17 protein-coding genes are annotated in these 18540 nt (G+C 62.4%); 11 read left to right on the forward strand and 6 right to left on the reverse strand.

What is annotated here, in order from left to right:
- Positions 1-235 precede the first annotated feature (235 nt).
- The 3 genes from GIB19_RS26480 to GIB19_RS26490 are packed head-to-tail and all read left to right on the forward strand — an operon-like array spanning position 236 to position 3685.
- Positions 236-1339 (forward strand): polyamine ABC transporter substrate-binding protein, encoded by a 1104-nt coding sequence (locus GIB19_RS26480; protein WP_099428982.1) that lies wholly within the window; start codon positions 236-238, stop codon positions 1337-1339.
- A gap of 34 nt (positions 1340-1373) precedes the next feature.
- Complete coding sequence (locus GIB19_RS26485; protein WP_274888632.1) at positions 1374-2786, forward strand: aminotransferase; 1413 nt, start codon at positions 1374-1376, stop codon at positions 2784-2786.
- On the forward strand, positions 2783-3685 hold the full coding sequence (locus tag GIB19_RS26490) for a helix-turn-helix domain-containing protein (protein ID WP_274888633.1): 903 nt from the start codon (positions 2783-2785) through the stop codon (positions 3683-3685). The genes GIB19_RS26485 and GIB19_RS26490 overlap by 4 nt, the downstream gene beginning before the upstream one ends.
- Positions 3686-3700: 15 nt before the next feature.
- Here GIB19_RS26490 and GIB19_RS26495 read toward each other — a convergent pair whose 3' ends face one another.
- Positions 3701-4792, reverse strand: coding sequence for a tartrate dehydrogenase (locus GIB19_RS26495; RefSeq protein ID WP_274888635.1), 1092 nt, complete (start codon positions 4790-4792; stop codon positions 3701-3703).
- Between the two features lie 97 nt (positions 4793-4889).
- Between GIB19_RS26495 and GIB19_RS26500 the strand changes: the two genes are divergently transcribed.
- Positions 4890-5801, forward strand: coding sequence for a LysR substrate-binding domain-containing protein (locus tag GIB19_RS26500; protein ID WP_027593660.1), 912 nt, complete (start codon positions 4890-4892; stop codon positions 5799-5801).
- Positions 5802-6027: 226 nt separating this feature from the next.
- Here GIB19_RS26500 and GIB19_RS26505 read toward each other — a convergent pair whose 3' ends face one another.
- Positions 6028-6510, reverse strand: coding sequence for an Lrp/AsnC family transcriptional regulator (locus tag GIB19_RS26505; RefSeq protein WP_027593659.1), 483 nt, complete (start codon positions 6508-6510; stop codon positions 6028-6030).
- Between the two features lie 123 nt (positions 6511-6633).
- Here GIB19_RS26505 and GIB19_RS26510 point away from each other — a divergent pair, with 123 nt between their 5' ends.
- On the forward strand, positions 6634-7668 hold the full coding sequence (locus GIB19_RS26510; protein ID WP_274888636.1) for a histone deacetylase family protein: 1035 nt from the start codon (positions 6634-6636) through the stop codon (positions 7666-7668).
- Positions 7669-7738: 70 nt separating this feature from the next.
- A complete protein-coding gene (locus tag GIB19_RS26515) occupies positions 7739-9136 on the forward strand; it encodes an amino acid permease (RefSeq protein WP_274888637.1) in 1398 nt (465 codons plus the stop codon).
- On the opposite strand, the gene GIB19_RS26520 is transcribed toward GIB19_RS26515, so the two are convergent.
- Positions 9133-10464, reverse strand: coding sequence for a D-serine ammonia-lyase (locus GIB19_RS26520; protein ID WP_274888638.1), 1332 nt, complete (start codon positions 10462-10464; stop codon positions 9133-9135). The two genes, GIB19_RS26515 and GIB19_RS26520, sit on opposite strands and share 4 nt — an antisense overlap.
- A gap of 212 nt (positions 10465-10676) precedes the next feature.
- Here GIB19_RS26520 and eutH point away from each other — a divergent pair, with 212 nt between their 5' ends.
- Positions 10677-11909 carry an ethanolamine utilization protein EutH gene (gene eutH, locus GIB19_RS26525; RefSeq protein ID WP_186683193.1) on the forward strand — a complete coding sequence of 411 codons (1233 nt, stop codon included), beginning with the start codon at positions 10677-10679 and terminating at the stop codon, positions 11907-11909.
- 115 nt (positions 11910-12024) lie between these two features.
- Positions 12025-12825, forward strand: coding sequence for a helix-turn-helix domain-containing protein (locus GIB19_RS26530; RefSeq protein ID WP_274888639.1), 801 nt, complete (start codon positions 12025-12027; stop codon positions 12823-12825).
- Positions 12826-12885: 60 nt separating this feature from the next.
- Here the strand turns inward: GIB19_RS26530 and GIB19_RS26535 are convergent, their stop codons facing one another.
- The 3 genes from GIB19_RS26535 to GIB19_RS26545 form a co-directional block, all read right to left on the reverse strand.
- The gene (locus tag GIB19_RS26535; RefSeq protein ID WP_274888640.1) at positions 12886-14157 is read right to left on the reverse strand and encodes a D-arabinono-1,4-lactone oxidase; all 1272 of its coding nucleotides are present in this window, start codon (positions 14155-14157) and stop codon (positions 12886-12888) included.
- 28 nt (positions 14158-14185) lie between these two features.
- Positions 14186-14953, reverse strand: coding sequence for an SDR family NAD(P)-dependent oxidoreductase (locus tag GIB19_RS26540; RefSeq protein ID WP_186683188.1), 768 nt, complete (start codon positions 14951-14953; stop codon positions 14186-14188).
- A gap of 148 nt (positions 14954-15101) precedes the next feature.
- Positions 15102-15974 (reverse strand): LysR family transcriptional regulator, encoded by an 873-nt coding sequence (locus GIB19_RS26545; RefSeq protein ID WP_099428992.1) that lies wholly within the window; start codon positions 15972-15974, stop codon positions 15102-15104.
- Positions 15975-16109: 135 nt separating this feature from the next.
- On the opposite strand from GIB19_RS26545, the gene GIB19_RS26550 reads away from it, so the two are divergent.
- From GIB19_RS26550 to catA, 3 genes are read left to right on the forward strand one after another with little or no spacing between them, the layout of a single operon-like run.
- Positions 16110-17231, forward strand: coding sequence for a muconate cycloisomerase family protein (locus GIB19_RS26550; protein ID WP_274888642.1), 1122 nt, complete (start codon positions 16110-16112; stop codon positions 17229-17231).
- A gap of 32 nt (positions 17232-17263) precedes the next feature.
- Positions 17264-17554, forward strand: coding sequence for a muconolactone Delta-isomerase (gene catC / locus GIB19_RS26555; RefSeq protein ID WP_027593653.1), 291 nt, complete (start codon positions 17264-17266; stop codon positions 17552-17554).
- 43 nt (positions 17555-17597) lie between these two features.
- Positions 17598-18533 (forward strand): catechol 1,2-dioxygenase, encoded by a 936-nt coding sequence (gene catA, locus GIB19_RS26560; protein WP_099453741.1) that lies wholly within the window; start codon positions 17598-17600, stop codon positions 18531-18533.
- Positions 18534-18540 lie beyond the last annotated feature (7 nt).

The raw sequence follows: 18540 nt of genomic DNA on the forward strand, positions 1-18540 counted from the left end.
GTCGATTGATCCGGCCCTATCGCCGGCAAGCCGGCTTCCACACTTACCGCACCGACTCTGGATTGTGTGCGATACCTGTGGGAGCCGGCTTGCCAGCGATAGGGCTATGAGTACCTACCAATGAGTATCTGCCCAAAAACGACCACCCACACATTCGGGGTATGTTGCCCTCAAGCAAATCCCCCGATAGTGAACCCATCGGCTCGATCCGGAGCAGTCACACGATGGAGTTGCTATGCGCAAGGCACTGAAGGTGATTGGCAGCCTGTTGCTGGCGTCGACCGCGACGCAGGCACTGGCGGTAGAGGGGGACAGCGGTAACACGTTAAGGCTGTACAACTGGACCGACTACATCGGCGAAACCACCTTGGCCGACTTCGAGAAGGCCACCGGCATCAAGGTCATCTACGACACCTTCGATGGCTACGAAACCGTCCAGACCAAATTGCTCACCGGCCGCTCCGGCTACGACCTGGTAATGCTCAACGCCTCCCTGGTACCCCCGTTGATTCAGGCCGGCGTGTTCCAGCCGCTGGACAAGCAGCAACTGCCCAGCTGGCATAACCTGGACGAGCAGGTGGTGAGCAACCTGCAAGGTTACGACCCCGGCCTCAAGTACTCGGCACCCTATACCTGGGGCAGCTCCGGGATCACTTACAACGTCGACAAGATCACCGCGCGCATGCCCGATGCACCGATCGGCTCGCTGGCCATGCTGTTCGACCCCAAGATCGTTTCGCGCTTCGCCGACTGCGGTGTCACCCTGATGGACGCGCCGACCGAGGTGATCCCGTTGGCCCTGCAGTACCTGGGCAAAGACCCTCGCAGCGCAGCGCCCGCCGACCTCAAGGCTGCCGAGCAGCTGCTGATGGGCATTCGCCCGTACATTCGCAAGTTCGACTCGGTCAACTACCTCACCAGCCTGCCCAATGGCGATGTCTGCCTGGCCCTGACCTGGTCAGGTGACTACGCCACCGCCCAGGCCCGTGCCATAGAAGCGAAAAAGGCCATCAAGCTGGCGTTCTTCATCCCCAAGGAAGGCTCGCTGATCTGGTTCGACAACCTCTACATCCCCAAGGACGCGCCGCACGCGGCCAATGCTCACCGCTTCATCGAGTTTTTGCTGCAGCCGCAGACCATGGCCAAGGTCACCGACTTCATCCACTACGCCAACAGCAATGCGGCTGCCACGGCGCTGGTGCACGCCGACATCCGCCAAGACCCGGCGATCTACCCCGATGCCCAGACCCGCCAACGCCTGTTCGCCCAGAAGACCCAGAGCCCCAAGGACATGCGCGCCATCACCCGGGTCTGGAGCACGGTCAAGACCGGTTTCTGAACACTGCCAACCGATTCCCGCCAAGGAGCTGCCCATGGCCACACCCAGCAAAGCATTCGCCATTGCCCACGACCCACTGGTGGACGCCGACAAGGCCCACTACATGCACGGCTACCATGTGTTCGACGAGCACCGCGAGCAAGGTGCGCTGAACATCGTCGAAGGTGAGGGCGCCTACATCCGAGACACCCACGGCAACCGTTTTCTCGATGCGGTCGGCGGCATGTGGTGCACCAACATCGGCCTGGGCCGTGAAGAGATGGCCCTGGCCATTGCCGACCAGGTGCGCAAGCTGGCCTACTCCAACCCGTTCTCCGACATGGCCAATGACGTCGCTATCGCGCTGTGCCGGAAGCTCGCGCAACTGGCGCCAGGTGACCTCGACCACGTATTTCTCACCACCGGTGGCTCTACCGCCGTCGATACCGCCTACCGGCTGATTCAGTACTACCAGAACTGCCGGGGCAAGCCGCACAAGAAGCACGTGATCGCGCGCTACAACGCCTATCACGGCTCCACCACCCTGACCATGGCGATTGGCAACAAGGCTGCCGACCGCGTGCCAGAGTTCGACTACGCCCATGACTTGATCCACCATGTCTCCAACCCCAACCCGTACCGTGCCCCGGACGACATGGACGAGGCCGAGTTCCTCGACTTCCTGGTGGCCGAGTTCGAGGACAAGATCCTCTCCCTGGGCGCCGACAACGTGGCGGCGTTCGTCGCCGAGCCGATCATGGGCTCGGGCGGGGTGATCATCCCGCCCAAGGGCTACTTCGAGCGTATGTGGCAGGTGTGCCAGACCTACGACATCCTGTTCGTCGCCGACGAGGTGGTGACCTCGTTCGGCCGCCTGGGCACCTTCTTCGCCAGCGAGGAACTGTTCGGCGTCACGCCAGACATCATCACCACCGCCAAGGGCCTGACCTCGGCCTACTTGCCGCTGGGCGCGTGCATCTTCTCCGAGCGGATCTGGCAGGTGATCGCCGAGCCGGGCAAGGGCCGCTGCTTCACCCATGGGTTCACTTACAGCGGGCACCCGGTGTGCTGCACGGCGGCATTGAAGAACATCGAAATCATCGAACGCGAGCAGCTGCTGGCGCACGTCAAGGACGTGGGCAGCTACCTGGAGCAACGGCTGCAAACCTTGCGCGAACTGCCTTTGGTGGGGGATGTGCGTTGCCTGAAACTGATGGCCTGTGTCGAGTTCGTTGCGGACAAAGCCAGCAAGGCGCTGTTCCCTGATGCGGTCAACATCGGTGAGCGCATCCACAGCAAAGCCCAGGCCAAGGGGCTGCTGGTGCGGCCGATCATGCACCTGAACGTGATGTCGCCGCCGTTGATCATCACGCATGCGCAAGTCGACGAGATCGTCGAAACCCTGCGCCAGTGCATCATCGAAACGGCGCGCGACCTGACCGCGCAAGGGCTGTACCAAGGGCGATGAGCCTGGCGCAAAGGGCTGTGCGTGGGCGTGTCTGGCAGGCTAGACTGCCGGGCATGACCCAGGCCACTTCCGACACTCCGCTCACCCTCTCGCTGGGGGCGCTGCAGCACTGGCATGCAGCGCTGCAGCGTGCGCTCGCCCACTGTGAATCAGCCGATGCCCTGAGCTACGTGGCGGCTGCGATCAGCCAACTGGTGCAGGTCGAGTCGATGATGATCAGCCTCGAATGCCAGGGGCGTGCACCGCGCCTGCTGTACAAGCAGGGCATCCCCGAGGTGCATCGTGATGCGGTGCTAGAGCGTTATTTCAGCGCGGGCTACCTGCTCGACCCCTTTTGCCTGGCCGTGCAGAGTGGCTTGGCCGAAGGGTTCTATCACTTGCAGGAAATCGCCCCGGACAACTTCTTCGACAGCGACTACTACAAGGCCTACTACCTGGGCACCGGCTGCAGTGAAGACAGTTACTACATCGTCGACCTCAGCGAGGGCCGCAAGCTTTCGTTCAGCTTGTTTCAGGGGTGCAGTGGCACACGTTTGAGCAGCGGGCAGATCGACCTGTTGCGGGCGGTCGAGCCAATGGTGCGCGAGCTGCTGGTGCGTTATGCCCGCTACAACCTTGAACCTGCCACGGCCTTGGCTGAACGGGGCAGCGTACAGGCAGCGTTCGAGAGTTTTGGCTGCCAGGTGCTTACGGATCGTGAGCGTGAAGTGGCGCACATGATCTTGCGCGGGCACTCGGTGAAGTCCACGGCGGTGGAGTTGGGGATCTCGCCGGAGACCGTGCGCATGCACCGCAAGAATTTGTACCTGAAGCTTGAGATCAATTCACAGTCGGAGCTGTTTGCGCGGTTTATCGACTGGTTGCGCCAGGGTGCCGTCGAGCACACCCTGGCGTTGTAGGCGCGGCCCTGGGCGTCAGGCCTCGATCAGGGCAGTGATAGCCCGGCCGACTTCCTGGGTGGACTTGTGCCCGCCCATGTCGCGGGTGGTGTTGCCTGCGGCGATGACCTGCTCGATGGCCCTGAGGATGTCATCGTGAGCAGCGCGGTAGCGCGGGTCGGCACCGTCGTTGCCGAGGAATTCGAGCATCAGCGCACCGGACCAGATCATCGCGATCGGGTTGGCGATGTTCTTGCCGAAGATGTCCGGCGCCGAGCCGTGTACCGGTTCGAACAGGGACGGGAACTTGCGTTCGGGGTTGAGGTTGGCCGAAGGGGCGATGCCGATGGTGCCTGCGCAAGCCGGGCCGAGGTCGGAAAGGATGTCGCCGAACAGGTTAGAGGCCACGACCACGTCGAAGCGGTCCGGTTGCAGCACGAAGCGGGCGCAGAGGATATCAATGTGCTGCTTGTCCCAGCTGATTTCCGGATAATTGGCAGCCATGGCTGCGGTGCGTTCGTCCCAGTACGGCATGCTCACGGCCATGCCGTTGGACTTGGTGGCCGAGGTGACGTGTTTGCGCGCGCGGGTTTGTGCCACGTCGAAGGCGTATTTGAGGATGCGGTCGACCCCACGGCGGGTGAACACCGATTCTTGCAGCACAATCTCGTTTTCGGTGCCTTCGAACATGCGCCCGCCCAGGGACGAGTACTCGCCTTCGGTGTTCTCGCGGATCACCACGAAGTCGATGTCGCCGGGTGCGCGGCCGGCCAGCGGGCACGGCACGCCCGGGAACAGGCGCACCGGGCGAATGTTCACGTACTGGTCGAAGTCGCGGCGGAACTTGAGCAGCGAGCCCCACAGCGAGATGTGGTCCGGGACCTTGTCGGGCCAGCCGACTGCGCCGAAGTACAGGGCGTCGAAGCCTTTGAGCTGCTCGAACCAGTCGTCCGGCATCATCTTGCCGTGGGCCAGGTAGTAATCGCAGCTGGCCCACTCGAAGAACTCGAAGCTGATGGCCAGGCCGTGCTTGCGAGCGGCAGCCTCGACCACGCGAATGCCTTCGGGGAGCACTTCGGTGCCGATGCCGTCACCGGGGATGGCTGCGATTCTGAATGTCTTGGTCATGGGGCGCACTCGTTGGCTAGGGAACAGGTGCGAGCCATGCTATAAGGCCTTCAATCGGAGATAATCCAGCCTTTCATGGATTCTTGGAACACGAAGCGTGAATAATCTGCCCAACCTCGATGACCTCAATATCTTTCTGCAGGTGGCCAAGCGCGCCAGCTTTGCCGCCGTGGCCGACGAACTGGGCATGTCGGCGGCGTACATCAGCAAACGCATTCGCGTGCTCGAGCAAAACCTGGAGGTGCGTTTGCTGCACCGCACCACGCGGCGGGTGACGATCAGCGAAGAGGGTGAGCGGGTGTACCAGTGGGCGCTGCAGATTTTCGATGCGGTGCAGCGCATGGGCGATGACATCAGTGCCCAGCACCGCGAACCGGCAGGGCAACTGCGCATCGCCAGCAGCTTGGGCCTGGGGCGCAGGTTCGTGGCCCCGGCCTTGTCGGAACTGGCCGAGCGCTACCCGCGTCTGGATATTCGGCTGGATGTGCATGACCGCCTGGTGGACCTGATCGAGGAGGGGGTCGACCTGGACATCCGCGTGGGCAATACCATTGCGCCCAACCTGATCGCCAAGTTGCTGGCCAAGAACCGTCGGGTGCTCTGTGCTTCACCTGCGTACCTGGCGCGGCAAGGCACACCGAAAGTGCTGGCCGACCTGGGCAGCCATGACTGCCTGGTAATCAAGGAGCGCGACCACCCGTTTGGTATCTGGCAGCTCGAAGGCCCTGAGGGTCAAGAAAGCGTGCGGGTGACGGGGGGCTTGTCCAGCAACCATGGCGAGGTGGCGCACCAGTGGTGCCTGGATGGGCGCGGAATATTGTTGCGGTCCTGGTGGGATGTGCACGACAGCCTGCTGGATGGGCGCCTGGTGCAGGTGTTGAGTGACTATCACCAGCCGGCGGATATCTGGGCCGTGTATACCTCGCCGCTGGCAAGTTCGGCCAAGGTGCGGGTGGCAGTGGATTTCTTCCGGCAGTATTTTGCCGAGCGGTATAGGTTGCCAGGGTAGCCGGGCTTTCGTGTTGTGGCGCCTATGCGATCGAGCGCCGCACGCGCGGCGCTTCGCAGCACAAGGCTGCTCCTACAGTTGTTTCGCAACGCCTGTACCAGCGCGCGCGACCGCCTCAGGAATAATTGGCCCGAAAAAATGTAGGAGCTGCCTTGTGCTGCGAATCGCCGCGCGTGCGGCGCCCGATTTCATAAACGCCCCAAAAACCAAGTCAGGCACCCAACGCCTACCTCACCGGTATCCGGCTAACCGCCTTGATTTCCCGCAGGGCCAGGCTCGACTGGATCGACGCTATGCCAGGTTGCCGCCGCAACACGTCTTCGACGAAACGGCCATAGCTTTCCAGGTCGGTCGCCAGCACCGTCAGCACGTAATCAGCCTCACCCGTGACCTTGTGGCAGGACAATACCTGCGGCAATTTCAGAATCACCTGCTCGAAGTCGTCAGGTGCTTCGGCCGAATGGTTGCCGAAGCGCACCTGGGCGAAGGCCATGACGTCATAACCCAGTTTCTTGCGGTCCAGGTTGGCCTGGTAGTCCTTGATCAGGCCCAGCTCCTCCAGGCGTTTGCGCCTGCGCCAGCAGGGCGTCACGGTCATCGACAGGCGCTCGCCCAAGGCGGCGCTGGACAAGGTGCCGTCCTCCTGCAGCAGGCGCAGCAGTTCGCGGTCTACTTCGTCCAGTTCTTCGTAAGCAAAGGCTTTGCTCATTATGGGGCTACCGGGTGAATGTTTCGCTCAAGCATCCGGTTTGGCTGAGCATAAAGCAAAGCATTTTCAGCGGTCTGTCGCGAAAATTGGTTATCCGATACCACCTTGAAAAAGGACATTTGCGTGCTGACAGTCTTTAGCAACAAACACCGCTTGCACCATGGCTCCGAGCTCAAGGACGGGGCCATCACGCCGTCATTCGAGAACCCTCAGCGTGCCGATACCGTGCTGGCGCGTGTGCAGTCCACAGGCCTTGGCGATGTCATCGCCGAGCAATCGTTCGACCGTGCCTGCTATGTCGCGGCGCACAGCGAGCGCTATGTGAGCTTTCTGGAAAGTGCCTGGGCAGAATGGACCGCCACCGGCAAGACCCATGATGCGCTGCCGCTGGTATGGCCGGTGCGCGACCTGGCCATCGACCGGGAGCCGGGCTTCATCGATGGCAAACTGGGCTTCTACGCCATGGACGCCGGCGCGCCGATTACCGGCGGCACCTGGGAAGCTGTGCGCAGCAGTGCCAACGTGGCACTGACCGGCATGCAGCGTGTAATCGATGGCGCGCCCAGTGCCTTCGCCCTGTGCCGCCCCCCTGGGCACCATGCTGCCCGCGAATACATGGGCGGCTATTGCTACCTCAACAATGCCGCCATTGCCGCCGAACGCTGCCTGAGCCAGGGTGCACGGCGCGTGGCCGTGCTGGACGTGGATTTCCACCACGGCAACGGCACGCAGAACATTTTCTATGACCGCCCCGATGTGTTTTTCGCCTCGATCCACGGTGATCCGCATGTGTCCTACCCGTACTTCTCCGGCTATGCCCACGAACAGGGCGCGGGGGTCGGGGAGGGCTTCAATGCCAACTACCCGCTGGGCAAAGGCACCCTCTGGGCGCAGTACCGGCTGGCGTTGCAGGACGCGCTCAAGCGCGTTGTCGCGCACCAGCCGGACTTTCTTGTCGTGTCGCTTGGCGTCGATACCTTCGAGGACGACCCGATCAGCCACTTCAAGCTTACCAGCGAAGACTTCCTGCGCCTGGGCGCGGAGATCGCACGCGTAGGCATCCCGACGCTGTTCGTGATGGAGGGCGGCTACATGGTCGATGAAATCGGCATCAATGCCGTGAACACGCTGCAAGGGTTCGAAGGCGCGGTTCGATAGCACACCGTGGCAAGGCCCTGCGCGGGCCTTGTTCGAAAGCCCTGATACCCACAATAAAAAGAGGTCGCTCATGCAAGACATGTCCGCAAGCCTTGATCAAAGCAAACCTACAGACTCAGCCCAAGACGGGCACCTCAAACGCACGCTGGAAAACCGCCATATCCAGCTGATCTCCATTGGTGGCGCCATCGGCACCGGCTTGTTCATGGGCTCGGGCAAGGTCATCGCGCTGTCCGGTACCTCCATTCTGCTGGTCTACGCGATCCTCGGTTTTTTCGTGTTCTTCGTCATGCGTGCCATGGGCGAGCTGCTGCTTTCTGACCTGCGTTTCAAATCGTTCGCCGACATCGTCGCCCACTACCTGGGCCCGCGCGCCGGCTTCGTGCTGAGCTGGTCCTACTGGCTGAGCTGGAGCGTGGCGGTGGTCGGCGACGTGGTGGTCGTGGCGGGGTTCTTCCAGTACTGGTATGCGGATGTGCCCGCCTGGATACCGGCGTTCTTCACCCTGTTCGTGCTGCTTGGGCTGAACATGTTGGCGGTGCGGATCTTCGGCGAAGTAGAGTTCTGGTTCGGGATCATCAAGATCGTGGCCATCGTCACGCTGATCATCACCGCAGTGGTGATGATCGCCACCGCCTATGTATCACCCAACGGCGTGGTGGCCTCGCTGTCCAACGTGGTGGCGCCCGGCGCGGTGCTGCCCCATGGCATCAGTGGGTTTTTCGCAGGCTTCCAGATTGCCGTGTTTTCCTTCGCTGGCACCGAGCTGATCGGTACCACCGCCGCCGAGGCAAAGAACCCGCACCGTTCGCTGCCCAAGGCCATCAACACCATTCCATTACGCATCCTGCTGTTCTACATCCTGGCGCTGGTGTGCATCATTAGCGTGGTCTCGTGGGCAGAAGTGCCGGCCAACCGCAGCCCCTTCGTCGAGTTGTTCCTGTTGGCCGGCTTTCCCGCCGCTGCCGGCATGCTCAACTTCGTGGTGCTGACGTCGGCGGCATCCTCTGCCAACAGCGGCGTCTATTCTGGCTGCCGAATGCTATTTGGCCTGGCCGAGCGGGGTAATGCACCCGCCATCTTTGCCAGGCTTTCGGCCCTCAGCGTGCCGGTGCACAGTTTGCTGTTTTCGGCGATGTGCATGCTGGCCGGGTTGGCCCTGCTGTTCATCATCCCCGAGGTGATGACGGTGTTCACGCTGATTTCGACCATCTCGGCGATTCTGGTGATCTTCACCTGGTCGATGATCCTCGCCGCGTACATCGCCTACCGCAAGCACAACCCGGCCGCGCACCAGGCGTCGAAGTTCAAACTGCCGGGCGGCGTGCCGATGGCCGTCACCTCGCTGGGCTTTCTCGGCTTCGTGCTGGTGCTTCTGGCCCTTGAGCCGGATACGCGGATGGCCCTGTGCGTGATGCCGTTGTGGTTTGTCTTTCTGCTTGTGGCTTATCGTCGGCGCAAGGCCTAACGCCCCTTGGCCAGGTAGGCGGCATATTCGTCATCCGGCACCATGCTGCCACCGGTGCCCCACACCAAGTGGGTCGCGTTGGCCATGCGCTGCGCCGTCAGCCCCATGCGCGCCAGGTACTGCGTTGCTTGCAGTACCTGCACCATGCCAGGCATGCCGGCCAGCGCCGAGGGCTCGAGGCGTACCTGCTCCAGGTCATGGGCCAGCACCAACAATTGGTACAGCCGCTCGTCCGTGACCGTGTAGTAGCCGTCGAGTAGGCGCTGCATGGCCTTGCCGACAAAGCCGGAAGGGCGGCCTACCGCCAGGCCATCGGCTGCGGTGACGTTGTCGATGCCGAAGTCCTGCACGCTGGTTTCGTCATGCAGCCCGGTGTACACGCCAAGGAACATGCAGGGCGAATGGGTGGGTTCAGCGAAGACGCAGTGCACGTGATCACCAAACAGCAGCTTCAGGCCGAACGCCACCCCGCCAGGCCCGCCACCCACGCCGCAGGGCAGGTAGACGAACAGCGGGTGTTCGGCATCGACCTTGATGCCGGCGGCCTTGAACTGGCCCTGCAAGCGTTCGGCAGCCACGGCATAACCGAGGAACAGGTGAGGCGAGTTTTCATCATCGACGAAGTAGCAAGTAGGGTCCGCTGCTGCTTGCTGGCGGCCTTGTTCCACCGCAACGCTGTAGTCGGAGGGGTACTCGATCACGCTCACGCCGTTGGCGCGCAGTTTGTCCTTTTTCCACTGCCGCGCATCCGACGACATGTGCACCGTGGCCTGGAAACCCAGCCGCGCGCTCATGATGCCGATCGACAGCCCGAGGTTGCCGGTCGAGCCGACCGCTACCTTGTACTGGCTGAAAAATTGCCGGGCGTCATCCCTGGTCAATACTCGGTAATCGCTGTCCAGGGTGATCAGCCCGGCCGCCAGCGCCAGGTCTTCGGCATGCTTGAGCACTTCGTGGATGCCGCCGCGGGCCTTGATCGAGCCGGAAATCGGCAGCTCGCTGTCGGCCTTGAGCCAGAGCGCACCGCCTTGGGCAAGGCCAGCCTCTTGCAGCAAGGTGCGCTGCAGGGCAGGCAGCGGGCGAATCGGCGACTCGATGATGCCGCCAGACGCGGCGGTGTCGGGGAACACCTCGGCCAGGTACGGTGCAAACCGCTGCAGCCGGGCACTGGCTGCGCTGACGTCGGTGGCAGTGAGGCCGACGTCGCCCAGGGCTTGTGCGGTGGGCACGATGCCTGGGTTGAACCAGCAGGTTTCGCGCAGCGTGACCAGGTCCTCGACCCGCGGGTGAGAGGCGTACCAAGCGTCTAGCGATTTGCCGTGAATCATGCGTTGTTCCTGTGTTGATGACCCGTGTGGAGTAGCAGGGTTGCCCCACATTCTGTGAACTGCCTATACCTCTCGGTATATGGACAGCCAACTGCCTGCCGAATAGCTTAACCCTCGACGGGGCGCACCTTGCATGCGCGATAAAAACAATTACGCCCCCCGCGACATTCAGTCCTGCCAACCCAACAACTCTTACAAGAATGAGGCGGCAAATGGAAAGCATCGGCACCTATGTCATCTACGTCATCATGGTGTGCGCGGTACTGGGTGCCGTGGCATCCATCTACAACCCGGAAGGCGAATTGGGCCAGGAATTCATTGCCGGCCTGCACAGCATTGGCCCCATCTTCATCCCCGTGGCCGGCATCATGGCGGCGATCCCTTATATTTCCGCAGGCATCAGCCAGTTGATCGCGCCGCTGTTCCTGGCGTTAGGCGCCGACCCGGGGATTGCCGGGCCCATCTTCATCGCCTCCGACATGGGCGGCTACCAGCTTGCCAAGGCCCTGGCGCAAAGCCCCGAGGGCTGGATCCTCGGCTTGATCACTGGCTTCCAGTCTGGTTCGACGATCATCTTCGTGATCCCGGTTGGGCTGGCGATGCTACGCAAGGTCGACCACAAGTACATGGCCTTAGGCATCATGGCCGGCTTGTTGACCATTCCCGTCAGCATCATGGTGATTGCCATGACCATTCAAATGCTCGGCCTGGAGGTCCGCCCGGACATCGCCACCACTGGCGTGGCCACTCAGGCACTGCACTTCACCTGGCCGATGCTGGTGCGTAACCTGATGCCGTTGATTCTGTTCTGCATCGCGCTGGCTGCTGCACTTCGCTACTTCCCGACGCTGATGGTCTACCTGTTCCTCAAACTTGGGCAGTTCATGTACATCACGGTGGTGTTGGTGCTGGTGGCCTCCATCGTCCAGTACTTCACCGGCTTCTTCAGCAGCGTATTCGGTGGCTGGGGCTTCGCCCCTATCATCGCCGATGCCGACGACCAGTTCCGCGCACTGGAAATTGCGGGATACGTCGGCCTGATGCTGTGTGGGGCATTCCCGATGGTGCACCTGCTCAAGCGCTTTCTGGCCAAGCCCATCGAGCGGGTCGCCTCGCGGTTCGGCATGTCGGGTGTTGGTGCAGCCGGTGTACTGGCCGCATCGGCCAACATCCTGGCGATGTTCAGGCTGGTCAGCGAAATGCCGCCCAAGGACAAGGTTTTGGTCATCGCTTTTTCGGTGTGCGCCGCCTTTACGTTCGGCGACCATATGGCGTTCTCTGCCAACTTCCAGCCCTCGTTGATCCTGCCGCTGATCATCGGCAAACTCAGCGGTGGCCTGGTCGCCATGTTGCTGGCCAGTTGGCTCGCCGTACCCAAGGCACTTGAGATGGGGCGCCAGGATGAGGCCGCCAGCGCCTTCAAGGTGGCGGCTGAAGCGTCCTGATCGAAAAGCGTCGTCGACATGATCCGGAGCGCCCAGGGCGCCCCGGATTTTGTGCTTTTTGCGGCGCAGGGCGGTAAGTTCTGGGTGCTTCAGTGCACAAGAGCAGGGGGGAACGATGACATTGGAAGAAGCGAACAGGCTGGCGGCCGTTATCGACGCGATAGGCACGGAACACTTGGGGCCCGCCATCGATGCGCTGCTGCGAGAGAAACTGGCCTTTGAGATGAGCTGTGGCTACCTGTTCCAGTTCAACCAGAAGGCCGTGCTGGTGCATAACGGCTACAACGACTCGGTGTCGGAGCGCACCTTGAATGCCTACGTGCGCGGCGGCTACCTGCTCGACCCGTTTTATGTCGCCTGCGTCAACGAACACCCGCCCGGGCTGTGGCGCATGAGTGAGCTGGCACCCGACAGCTTCTTCTCTTCGGGCTTTTCCATCTCCAAGGACATCCACCCGTGCGTGTCGTCCGACTACGGCACCTCGGTGGAGGAGGTGGGGTTCATCATCGCACTGCGCCCCCAGGTGGCTGTCGTCTACTCGCTGATGCGCAACCTCAGCCGTGGCAGCTTCGGCGAAGACGACATGCAGATGCTGGCCGCCATGGCGCCTGTGCTGACCTCGGTACTCGGGCAGCATTGTCGGCTGAAGTACGCGGATTGCCTGCGCGATGCGCCAGCCGAGAGCGTGGTGCTGGAAGATGCGTTCGTCGAGATCCTGCAGGGCCAGTTGACCGAAACACAGCGCTACATCGCCAAGTTGCTGTTGCAGGGGCACAGCAACGCGTCGATTGCCAGGCAACTGAATATTTCCGATGGCACGGTGAAAGTGCACAAGCACAATATCTACCAGCGGCTTGAAATTTCTACCAACGCCGAGCTGTTTCGCCTGTTCATCGACTACCTGGCCAAGGCCTGACGGCCTTGAAAGCACAACGCCCGAGGTGCTCCCCCGGGCGTTGTGCCAAGCCGTTGCGGCCTACTTGAACAGCGGGCTCAGGTGCTCGCTGAGGTACACCCCCTGAGGGTCGAGTTGGCGGCGCAGGGTGCGGAAATCCTCGGCACGGGGGTAGATCGCGCTGACGTCGTCGCCGGTCAGAAAGTGCAGCTTGCCCCAGTGAGGCCGGGCCCCGTATGAACGCAGAATCTGGTCGACCGCACCCAGGTAGTCCCAGTAGTCGGTGCCTGGCTGGCCGGACACCGAAATGGTGACACTGTCCTGCTCGAAGAACGGGCTCATCCAGGCGCCGTCGCCTGCGGTGAAACGGTACTCGATGGGGTAGATTGCCTCGGGGAAGTCCTCGAGCATCAGCTTGCGCACCGCCCGCAAGGCGTCCTTGCTGTGCCTGATGGGCACGGCGTATTCCAGTTCATGGAAGTTGGGCAGGTACTCGATGGGGTAGACGTCCGAGCTGTAGGCCACTTTCTCGAACGGGCTTTCCCAGGCCGGGCGGTCGGTGATGTCCATGACCTTTACTTCACAGACGTCAGTGGTGCGTCCGCTGGTAGAGGTGGCGGCGGTGTCGGGCAGGCAGTAGCAGTGCCGGCTCTGCTCGTAGGGGCACCAGAAGAAGCTGAAGTGGCGGTGTGTACGGGCCAGATCGTCGTGCTTGTCCATCACGCTTTCGAAGTCTTCACGCCAGATGCGTTCGTGCAGGTTGAAGCTGTCGGTCACCTGCAAGGTCAGCTCCGAGACGATCCCCAGCACCCCCAGCGACACCCGGCCAGCCTGCAGCAGGTCGGGGGTGCTTTCGTCCACCACGATGATCTCACCGTTGGGCTGAACCAGCTTCATGCCGACGATCGAGGAGGCCAGGTTACCCAGGGTCAGGCCGGTGCCGTGGGTGCCTGTGGTCAAGGCACCGGCAATCGACTGGCTGTCGATGTCACCCTGGTTGACCATGGACAAGCCTGCAGCCCGCAGCGCCTTGCCGAAGGCGTTGATGGTCGTTCCGGCCGCCGCAGTGACACGTTTTTTTTCGTGGTCGATGTGGCGTACACCGCTCATGTTGCCCAGCGTCAGGTGCAAGCCATTGGTCAGCGCCACCGGGGTGAACGAATGCCCGGAACCTGCCACGCGCACGTTCATGCCATTGGCGCTGGCCTGGCTCACCAAGGTGCACAGTTCGTCTTCGCTGGACGGTGCACCACGCGCCGCGCGGATACACGACTGGTTGCCCGCCCAATTGCGCCAGTGCGCCTGATCGAGCCCGAACTCGTTGATGTGCATGTTGTTCGATGAGGTGGTCACGTTGCTCTCCTGCCCATTATTGTTGTGATCAGATGGCGGTGTAGCCGTTGTCGGCAAACAGGTGGGCGCCGTTGACGAAACTGGCGTCGTCGCTGGCCAGGAACAGCGCCGCAGTGGCCACTTCCGAGGGCTGGCACAGGCGCCCTTGGGCGGCGGCGATGGCATGTTCGCTGACATCCACGCCGTGTTTGCGCAGCATGTCGATTTCGCGCAGGCCATGGGCGGTGGCGATGAAGCCCGGGCAGATCGCGTTGGCGCGGATGCCGCGGTCGCGGAACTCCACGGCGATGGCCCGGGCGAACATGTGCGTGGCGCCTTTGCTGGTGCAATACAGCACTTCCATCGGCGTGCCCACCACGGCCGAGATCGACGACGTACAGACGATGCTGCCGCCGCCTGCCGAGAGCATGCCCGGCAAGACCGCCTTGGTGACCAGGAACATGCTTTTCACGTTCACGGCCATGATCCGGTCCCATTCTTCTTCACTGGTTTCCAGGAAGGGCACGGCAGCCAGGATACCGGCGTGGTTCATAAGTACGGTGATGGGCCCAAACGCCTGTTCCACGGCAGCTACGGCAGACTTGACCTGTTGCGCGTCGGAGACATCGGCGGGGGCGAACAGCACGTCATGGCCGGCATCGCGCAACTGCTGTGCCACCTCAGCGCCTTTGCTGCCAGGCAAGTCGACGATACCGACCCGCGCCCCCTCTGCCGCGAACAGCTCCGATGCGGCCAGCCCGCACCCACCCGCGCCGCCTGTAATCAGCGCGACCTTGCCCTTGAGACGTCCCGTCATGTTCGACTCCGCGCCGCGCCGTTTGCCGGCGCAGCATTGGTTTTTATTGAATGTGTGTGATGCCTCGGCGGTTCGCGATCGCGTGTCGGAGCATGAAACAGTTCAACGGGAACATCCATATACCGATGGGTATACGGGGGAGGGCAGGTCAGGTCGCCTGTTGTGCAATCAACGCCAGGCACCGCTGCACGATCGGGCTCACATCGCCCTTGCGACGGCTGAGGATGATCGGGCTGACGGCGCTGGTGTCCAGCAAGCCGACATACTCGATATCCGTGCGGTGCTGCTGTTGCACCGACGCCGGCACCAGGGTCACGCCGAGCCCGACGGCCACCAGGCCGATGGCCGTTTGCAGTTCGTTGGCCCACTGGCTGATTTTCAGGGTCATGCCGTGGTGGGCGAACAGGGCCAGCACATGGTCGGCATAGCTGGGCCTGGGGTTGGCCGGGTACAGAATGAACGGTTCCTTGGCCAGTTGCGCGAGGGTCAGTGGGGTGCCTGCCAACGGATGGCCCTTGGGCAATACCGCGACCAAGGGGTCTTCGCACAGCACCTGCTGGAGGATGGCCGGGTCATCGATACGAATACGGCCGAAGGCGATGTCGATGCGGCCGCTTTTGAGTGCCTCGACCTGCTGCAGCGTGGTCATCTCGCTCAACCCCAGTTCCAGCTCGCTGTCCTGACGTAGCTCGCGGATCAGCGCTGGCAGCACGGTGTACAAGGTGGAGGGCGCAAAACCGATGCCCAGCCATTGGCGTTGCCCATGGCCGATGCGGCGGGTGTTGTCGCTGATGTTTTCCAGTTGCTGGAGCAGGGTGCAGGTCTGTTCATAGAAGAACCGCCCGGCTTCGGTCAGGCGCAGCGGGCGCTCACGCAGCACCAGCAGCGTGCCGAGCTGCTCCTCGAGCTGGCTGATCTGCCGGCTTAGCGGCGGCTGGGCGATATGCAGCAGCTCGGCAGCACGGGTGAAGTTCAGCGTTTCGGCCAGCACCTTGAAGTAGCGAAGGTGACGCAGTTCCATCAGACCTCCAGGGTATGGTGGGAGATTCATTTGATATTGGACGGGTATCAGGGTCTCGCGCAATGCTTGATCAATCAAGTAAGTGCAACTATCGGGTCTGCCATCTGCGGTCCGATCTGACGGGACCTGGCAACAATGACAAACACCCTGATTGAACGCATAGATGCAATTATCGTCGACCTGCCGACCATTCGCCCGCACAAGCTGGCCATGCACACCATGCAACAGCAAACCCTGGTGGTATTGCGCGTGCGTTGCAGCGACGGCGTCGAAGGTATCGGCGAGGCGACCACCATTGGTGGCCTGGCCTACGGCTATGAAAGCCCCGAGGGCATCAAGGCCAATATCGACGCACACCTTGCGCCGGCGCTGATCGGCCTGCCGGCAGATAACATCAACGCCGCCATGCTCAAGCTGGACAAGCTGGCCAAGGGCAACACCTTTGCCAAGTCGGGTCTCGAAAGCGCCTTGCTCGATGCCCAGGGCAAGCGCCTGGGCCTGCCGGTCAGCGAACTGCTGGGCGGCCGAGTACGCGATAGCCTGGAAGTGGCCTGGACCCTGGCCAGCGGCGATACCGCCCGTGATATCGCCGAAGCCCAGCACATGCTGGAGATCCGTCGCCACCGTGTGTTCAAGCTGAAGATCGGCGCCAACTCGGTGGAGCAGGACCTCAAGCACGTGGTGGCGATCAAGCGCGAGCTGGGTGACAGCGCCAGCGTGCGGGTCGACGTCAATCAGTACTGGGATGAGTCCCAGGCCCTGCGCGCCTGCCAGGTGCTCGGCGACAACGGTATCGACCTGATCGAACAACCGATTTCGCGTATCAACCGCGGCGGCCAGGTGCGTCTCAACCAGCGCAGCCCAGCGCCGATCATGGCAGACGAATCGATCGAAAGCGTAGAAGACGCCTTCAGCCTGGCCGCGGACGGCGCGGCCAGCATCTTCGCCCTGAAAATCGCCAAGAACGGCGGCCCACGTGCAGTGCTGCGCACAGCGCAGATCGCCGAAGCAGCCGGTATCGCCCTGTACGGCGGGACCATGCTTGAAGGCTCGATCGGCACCCTGGCTTCGGCCCACGCGTTTCTCACCTTGCGCCAGCTGACCTGGGGCACCGAGCTGTTTGGGCCGCTGCTGCTGACCGAAGAGATCGTCAACGAGCCGCCGCAGTACCACGACTTCCAGCTGCACATTCCACGCACGCCAGGCCTTGGCCTGACCCTGGACGAGCAGCGCCTGGCGCGCTTTGCCCGCCGCTGAACTGTACATTCAACGCCTTAAGGAGAACCCGCATGCTGTTCCACGTGAAGATGACCGTGAAACTGCCGGTCGACATGGACCCGGCCAAGGCCGCCAAGCTCAAGGCCGATGAAAAGGAACTGGCCCAGCGCCTTCAACAAGAAGGTACCTGGCGCCACCTGTGGCGCATTGCCGGGCACTACGCCAACTACAGCGTGTTCGATGTGGCAAGCGTCGAGGCCCTGCACGACACCCTGATGCAACTGCCGCTGTTCCCGTACATGGAGATCGAGGTGGACGGCTTGTGCCGCCACCCGTCGTCGATCCACAGTGACGACCGCTGATTCGTCCCTGACTACCTGACAAGAACAAGATGAGGTAAGCAAAATGACCGTGAAAATTTCCCACACTGCCGAGATCCAGTCGTTTTTTGAAGAGGTCGCAGGCCTTGGGCACGCCGAGGGTAACCCGCGTTTCAAGCAGATCATCCTGCGCGTGCTGCAGGACACTGCCCGTCTGATCGAAGACCTGGAAGTGAGCGAGGACGAGTTCTGGCATGCCGTCGACTACCTCAACCGCCTGGGCGGTCGTAACGAGGCGGGCCTGCTGGCAGCGGGCCTGGGGATCGAGCACTTCATCGACCTGCTGCAAGACGCCAAGGATGCCGAAGCGGGCCTGACCGGCGGTACCCCGCGCACCATTGAAGGCCCGCTGTACGTTGCAGGCGCGCCGCTTAGCCAAGGCGAAGCACGCATGGACGATGGCACCGACCCCGGCGTAGTGATGTTCCTCCAAGGCCAGGTATTCGGCGCCGACGGCAAGCCGCTGGCAGGCGCTACCGTCGACCTCTGGCACGCCAACACCCAGGGCACCTATTCGTACTTCGACTCGACCCAGTCCGAGTACAACCTGCGCCGACGCATCATCACTGACGCAGAGGGCCGGTACCGCGCCCGCTCCATCGTGCCGTCCGGTTATGGTTGCGACCCGCAGGGGCCAACTCAGGAGTGCCTGGACTTGCTTGGCCGCCACGGCCAGCGCCCGGCGCACGTGCACTTCTTCATCTCCGCGCCGGGGCATCGCCACCTGACCACGCAGATCAACTTCGCCGGTGACCAATACCTGTGGGATGACTTTGCCTATGCCACCCGTGATGGGCTGATCGGTGATCTGCGCTTTGTCGAGGATGCGGCGGCGGCGCATGATCGGGGTGTGCAAGGGGAGCGTTTCGCCGAGTTGGCCTTCGACTTCACGTTGCAGGCTGCGCAGGCGCCTGAGGCCGAAACCCGCAGCCATCGCCCGCGTGCGTTGCAAGACGGCTAAAGCTCGA

This window comes from Pseudomonas sp. ITEM 17296, from assembly GCF_028895205.1.
In the GTDB taxonomy this organism is placed as follows: Bacteria; Pseudomonadota; Gammaproteobacteria; order Pseudomonadales; family Pseudomonadaceae; genus Aquipseudomonas; species Aquipseudomonas kermanshahensis.

Bases quoted from the DNA above. Each gene is read 5' to 3' on its own strand.
- catC (WP_027593653.1), top strand. From the start codon at position 17,264: ATGCTGTTCCACGTGAAGATGACCGTGAAACTGCCGGTCGACATGGAC.
- GIB19_RS26550 (WP_274888642.1), top strand. From the start codon at position 16,110: ATGACAAACACCCTGATTGAACGCATAGATGCAATTATCGTCGACCTG.
- GIB19_RS26480 (WP_099428982.1), top strand. From the start codon at position 236: ATGCGCAAGGCACTGAAGGTGATTGGCAGCCTGTTGCTGGCGTCGACC.
- GIB19_RS26515 (WP_274888637.1), top strand. From the start codon at position 7,739: ATGCAAGACATGTCCGCAAGCCTTGATCAAAGCAAACCTACAGACTCA.
- GIB19_RS26495 (WP_274888635.1), bottom strand. From the start codon at position 4,792: ATGACCAAGACATTCAGAATCGCAGCCATCCCCGGTGACGGCATCGGC.
- GIB19_RS26490 (WP_274888633.1), top strand. From the start codon at position 2,783: ATGAGCCTGGCGCAAAGGGCTGTGCGTGGGCGTGTCTGGCAGGCTAGA.
- GIB19_RS26520 (WP_274888638.1), bottom strand. From the start codon at position 10,464: ATGATTCACGGCAAATCGCTAGACGCTTGGTACGCCTCTCACCCGCGG.
- GIB19_RS26505 (WP_027593659.1), bottom strand. From the start codon at position 6,510: ATGAGCAAAGCCTTTGCTTACGAAGAACTGGACGAAGTAGACCGCGAA.
- GIB19_RS26485 (WP_274888632.1), top strand. From the start codon at position 1,374: ATGGCCACACCCAGCAAAGCATTCGCCATTGCCCACGACCCACTGGTG.
- GIB19_RS26530 (WP_274888639.1), top strand. From the start codon at position 12,025: ATGACATTGGAAGAAGCGAACAGGCTGGCGGCCGTTATCGACGCGATA.
- catA (WP_099453741.1), top strand. From the start codon at position 17,598: ATGACCGTGAAAATTTCCCACACTGCCGAGATCCAGTCGTTTTTTGAA.
- GIB19_RS26540 (WP_186683188.1), bottom strand. From the start codon at position 14,953: ATGACGGGACGTCTCAAGGGCAAGGTCGCGCTGATTACAGGCGGCGCG.
- GIB19_RS26545 (WP_099428992.1), bottom strand. From the start codon at position 15,974: ATGGAACTGCGTCACCTTCGCTACTTCAAGGTGCTGGCCGAAACGCTG.
- eutH (WP_186683193.1), top strand. From the start codon at position 10,677: ATGGAAAGCATCGGCACCTATGTCATCTACGTCATCATGGTGTGCGCG.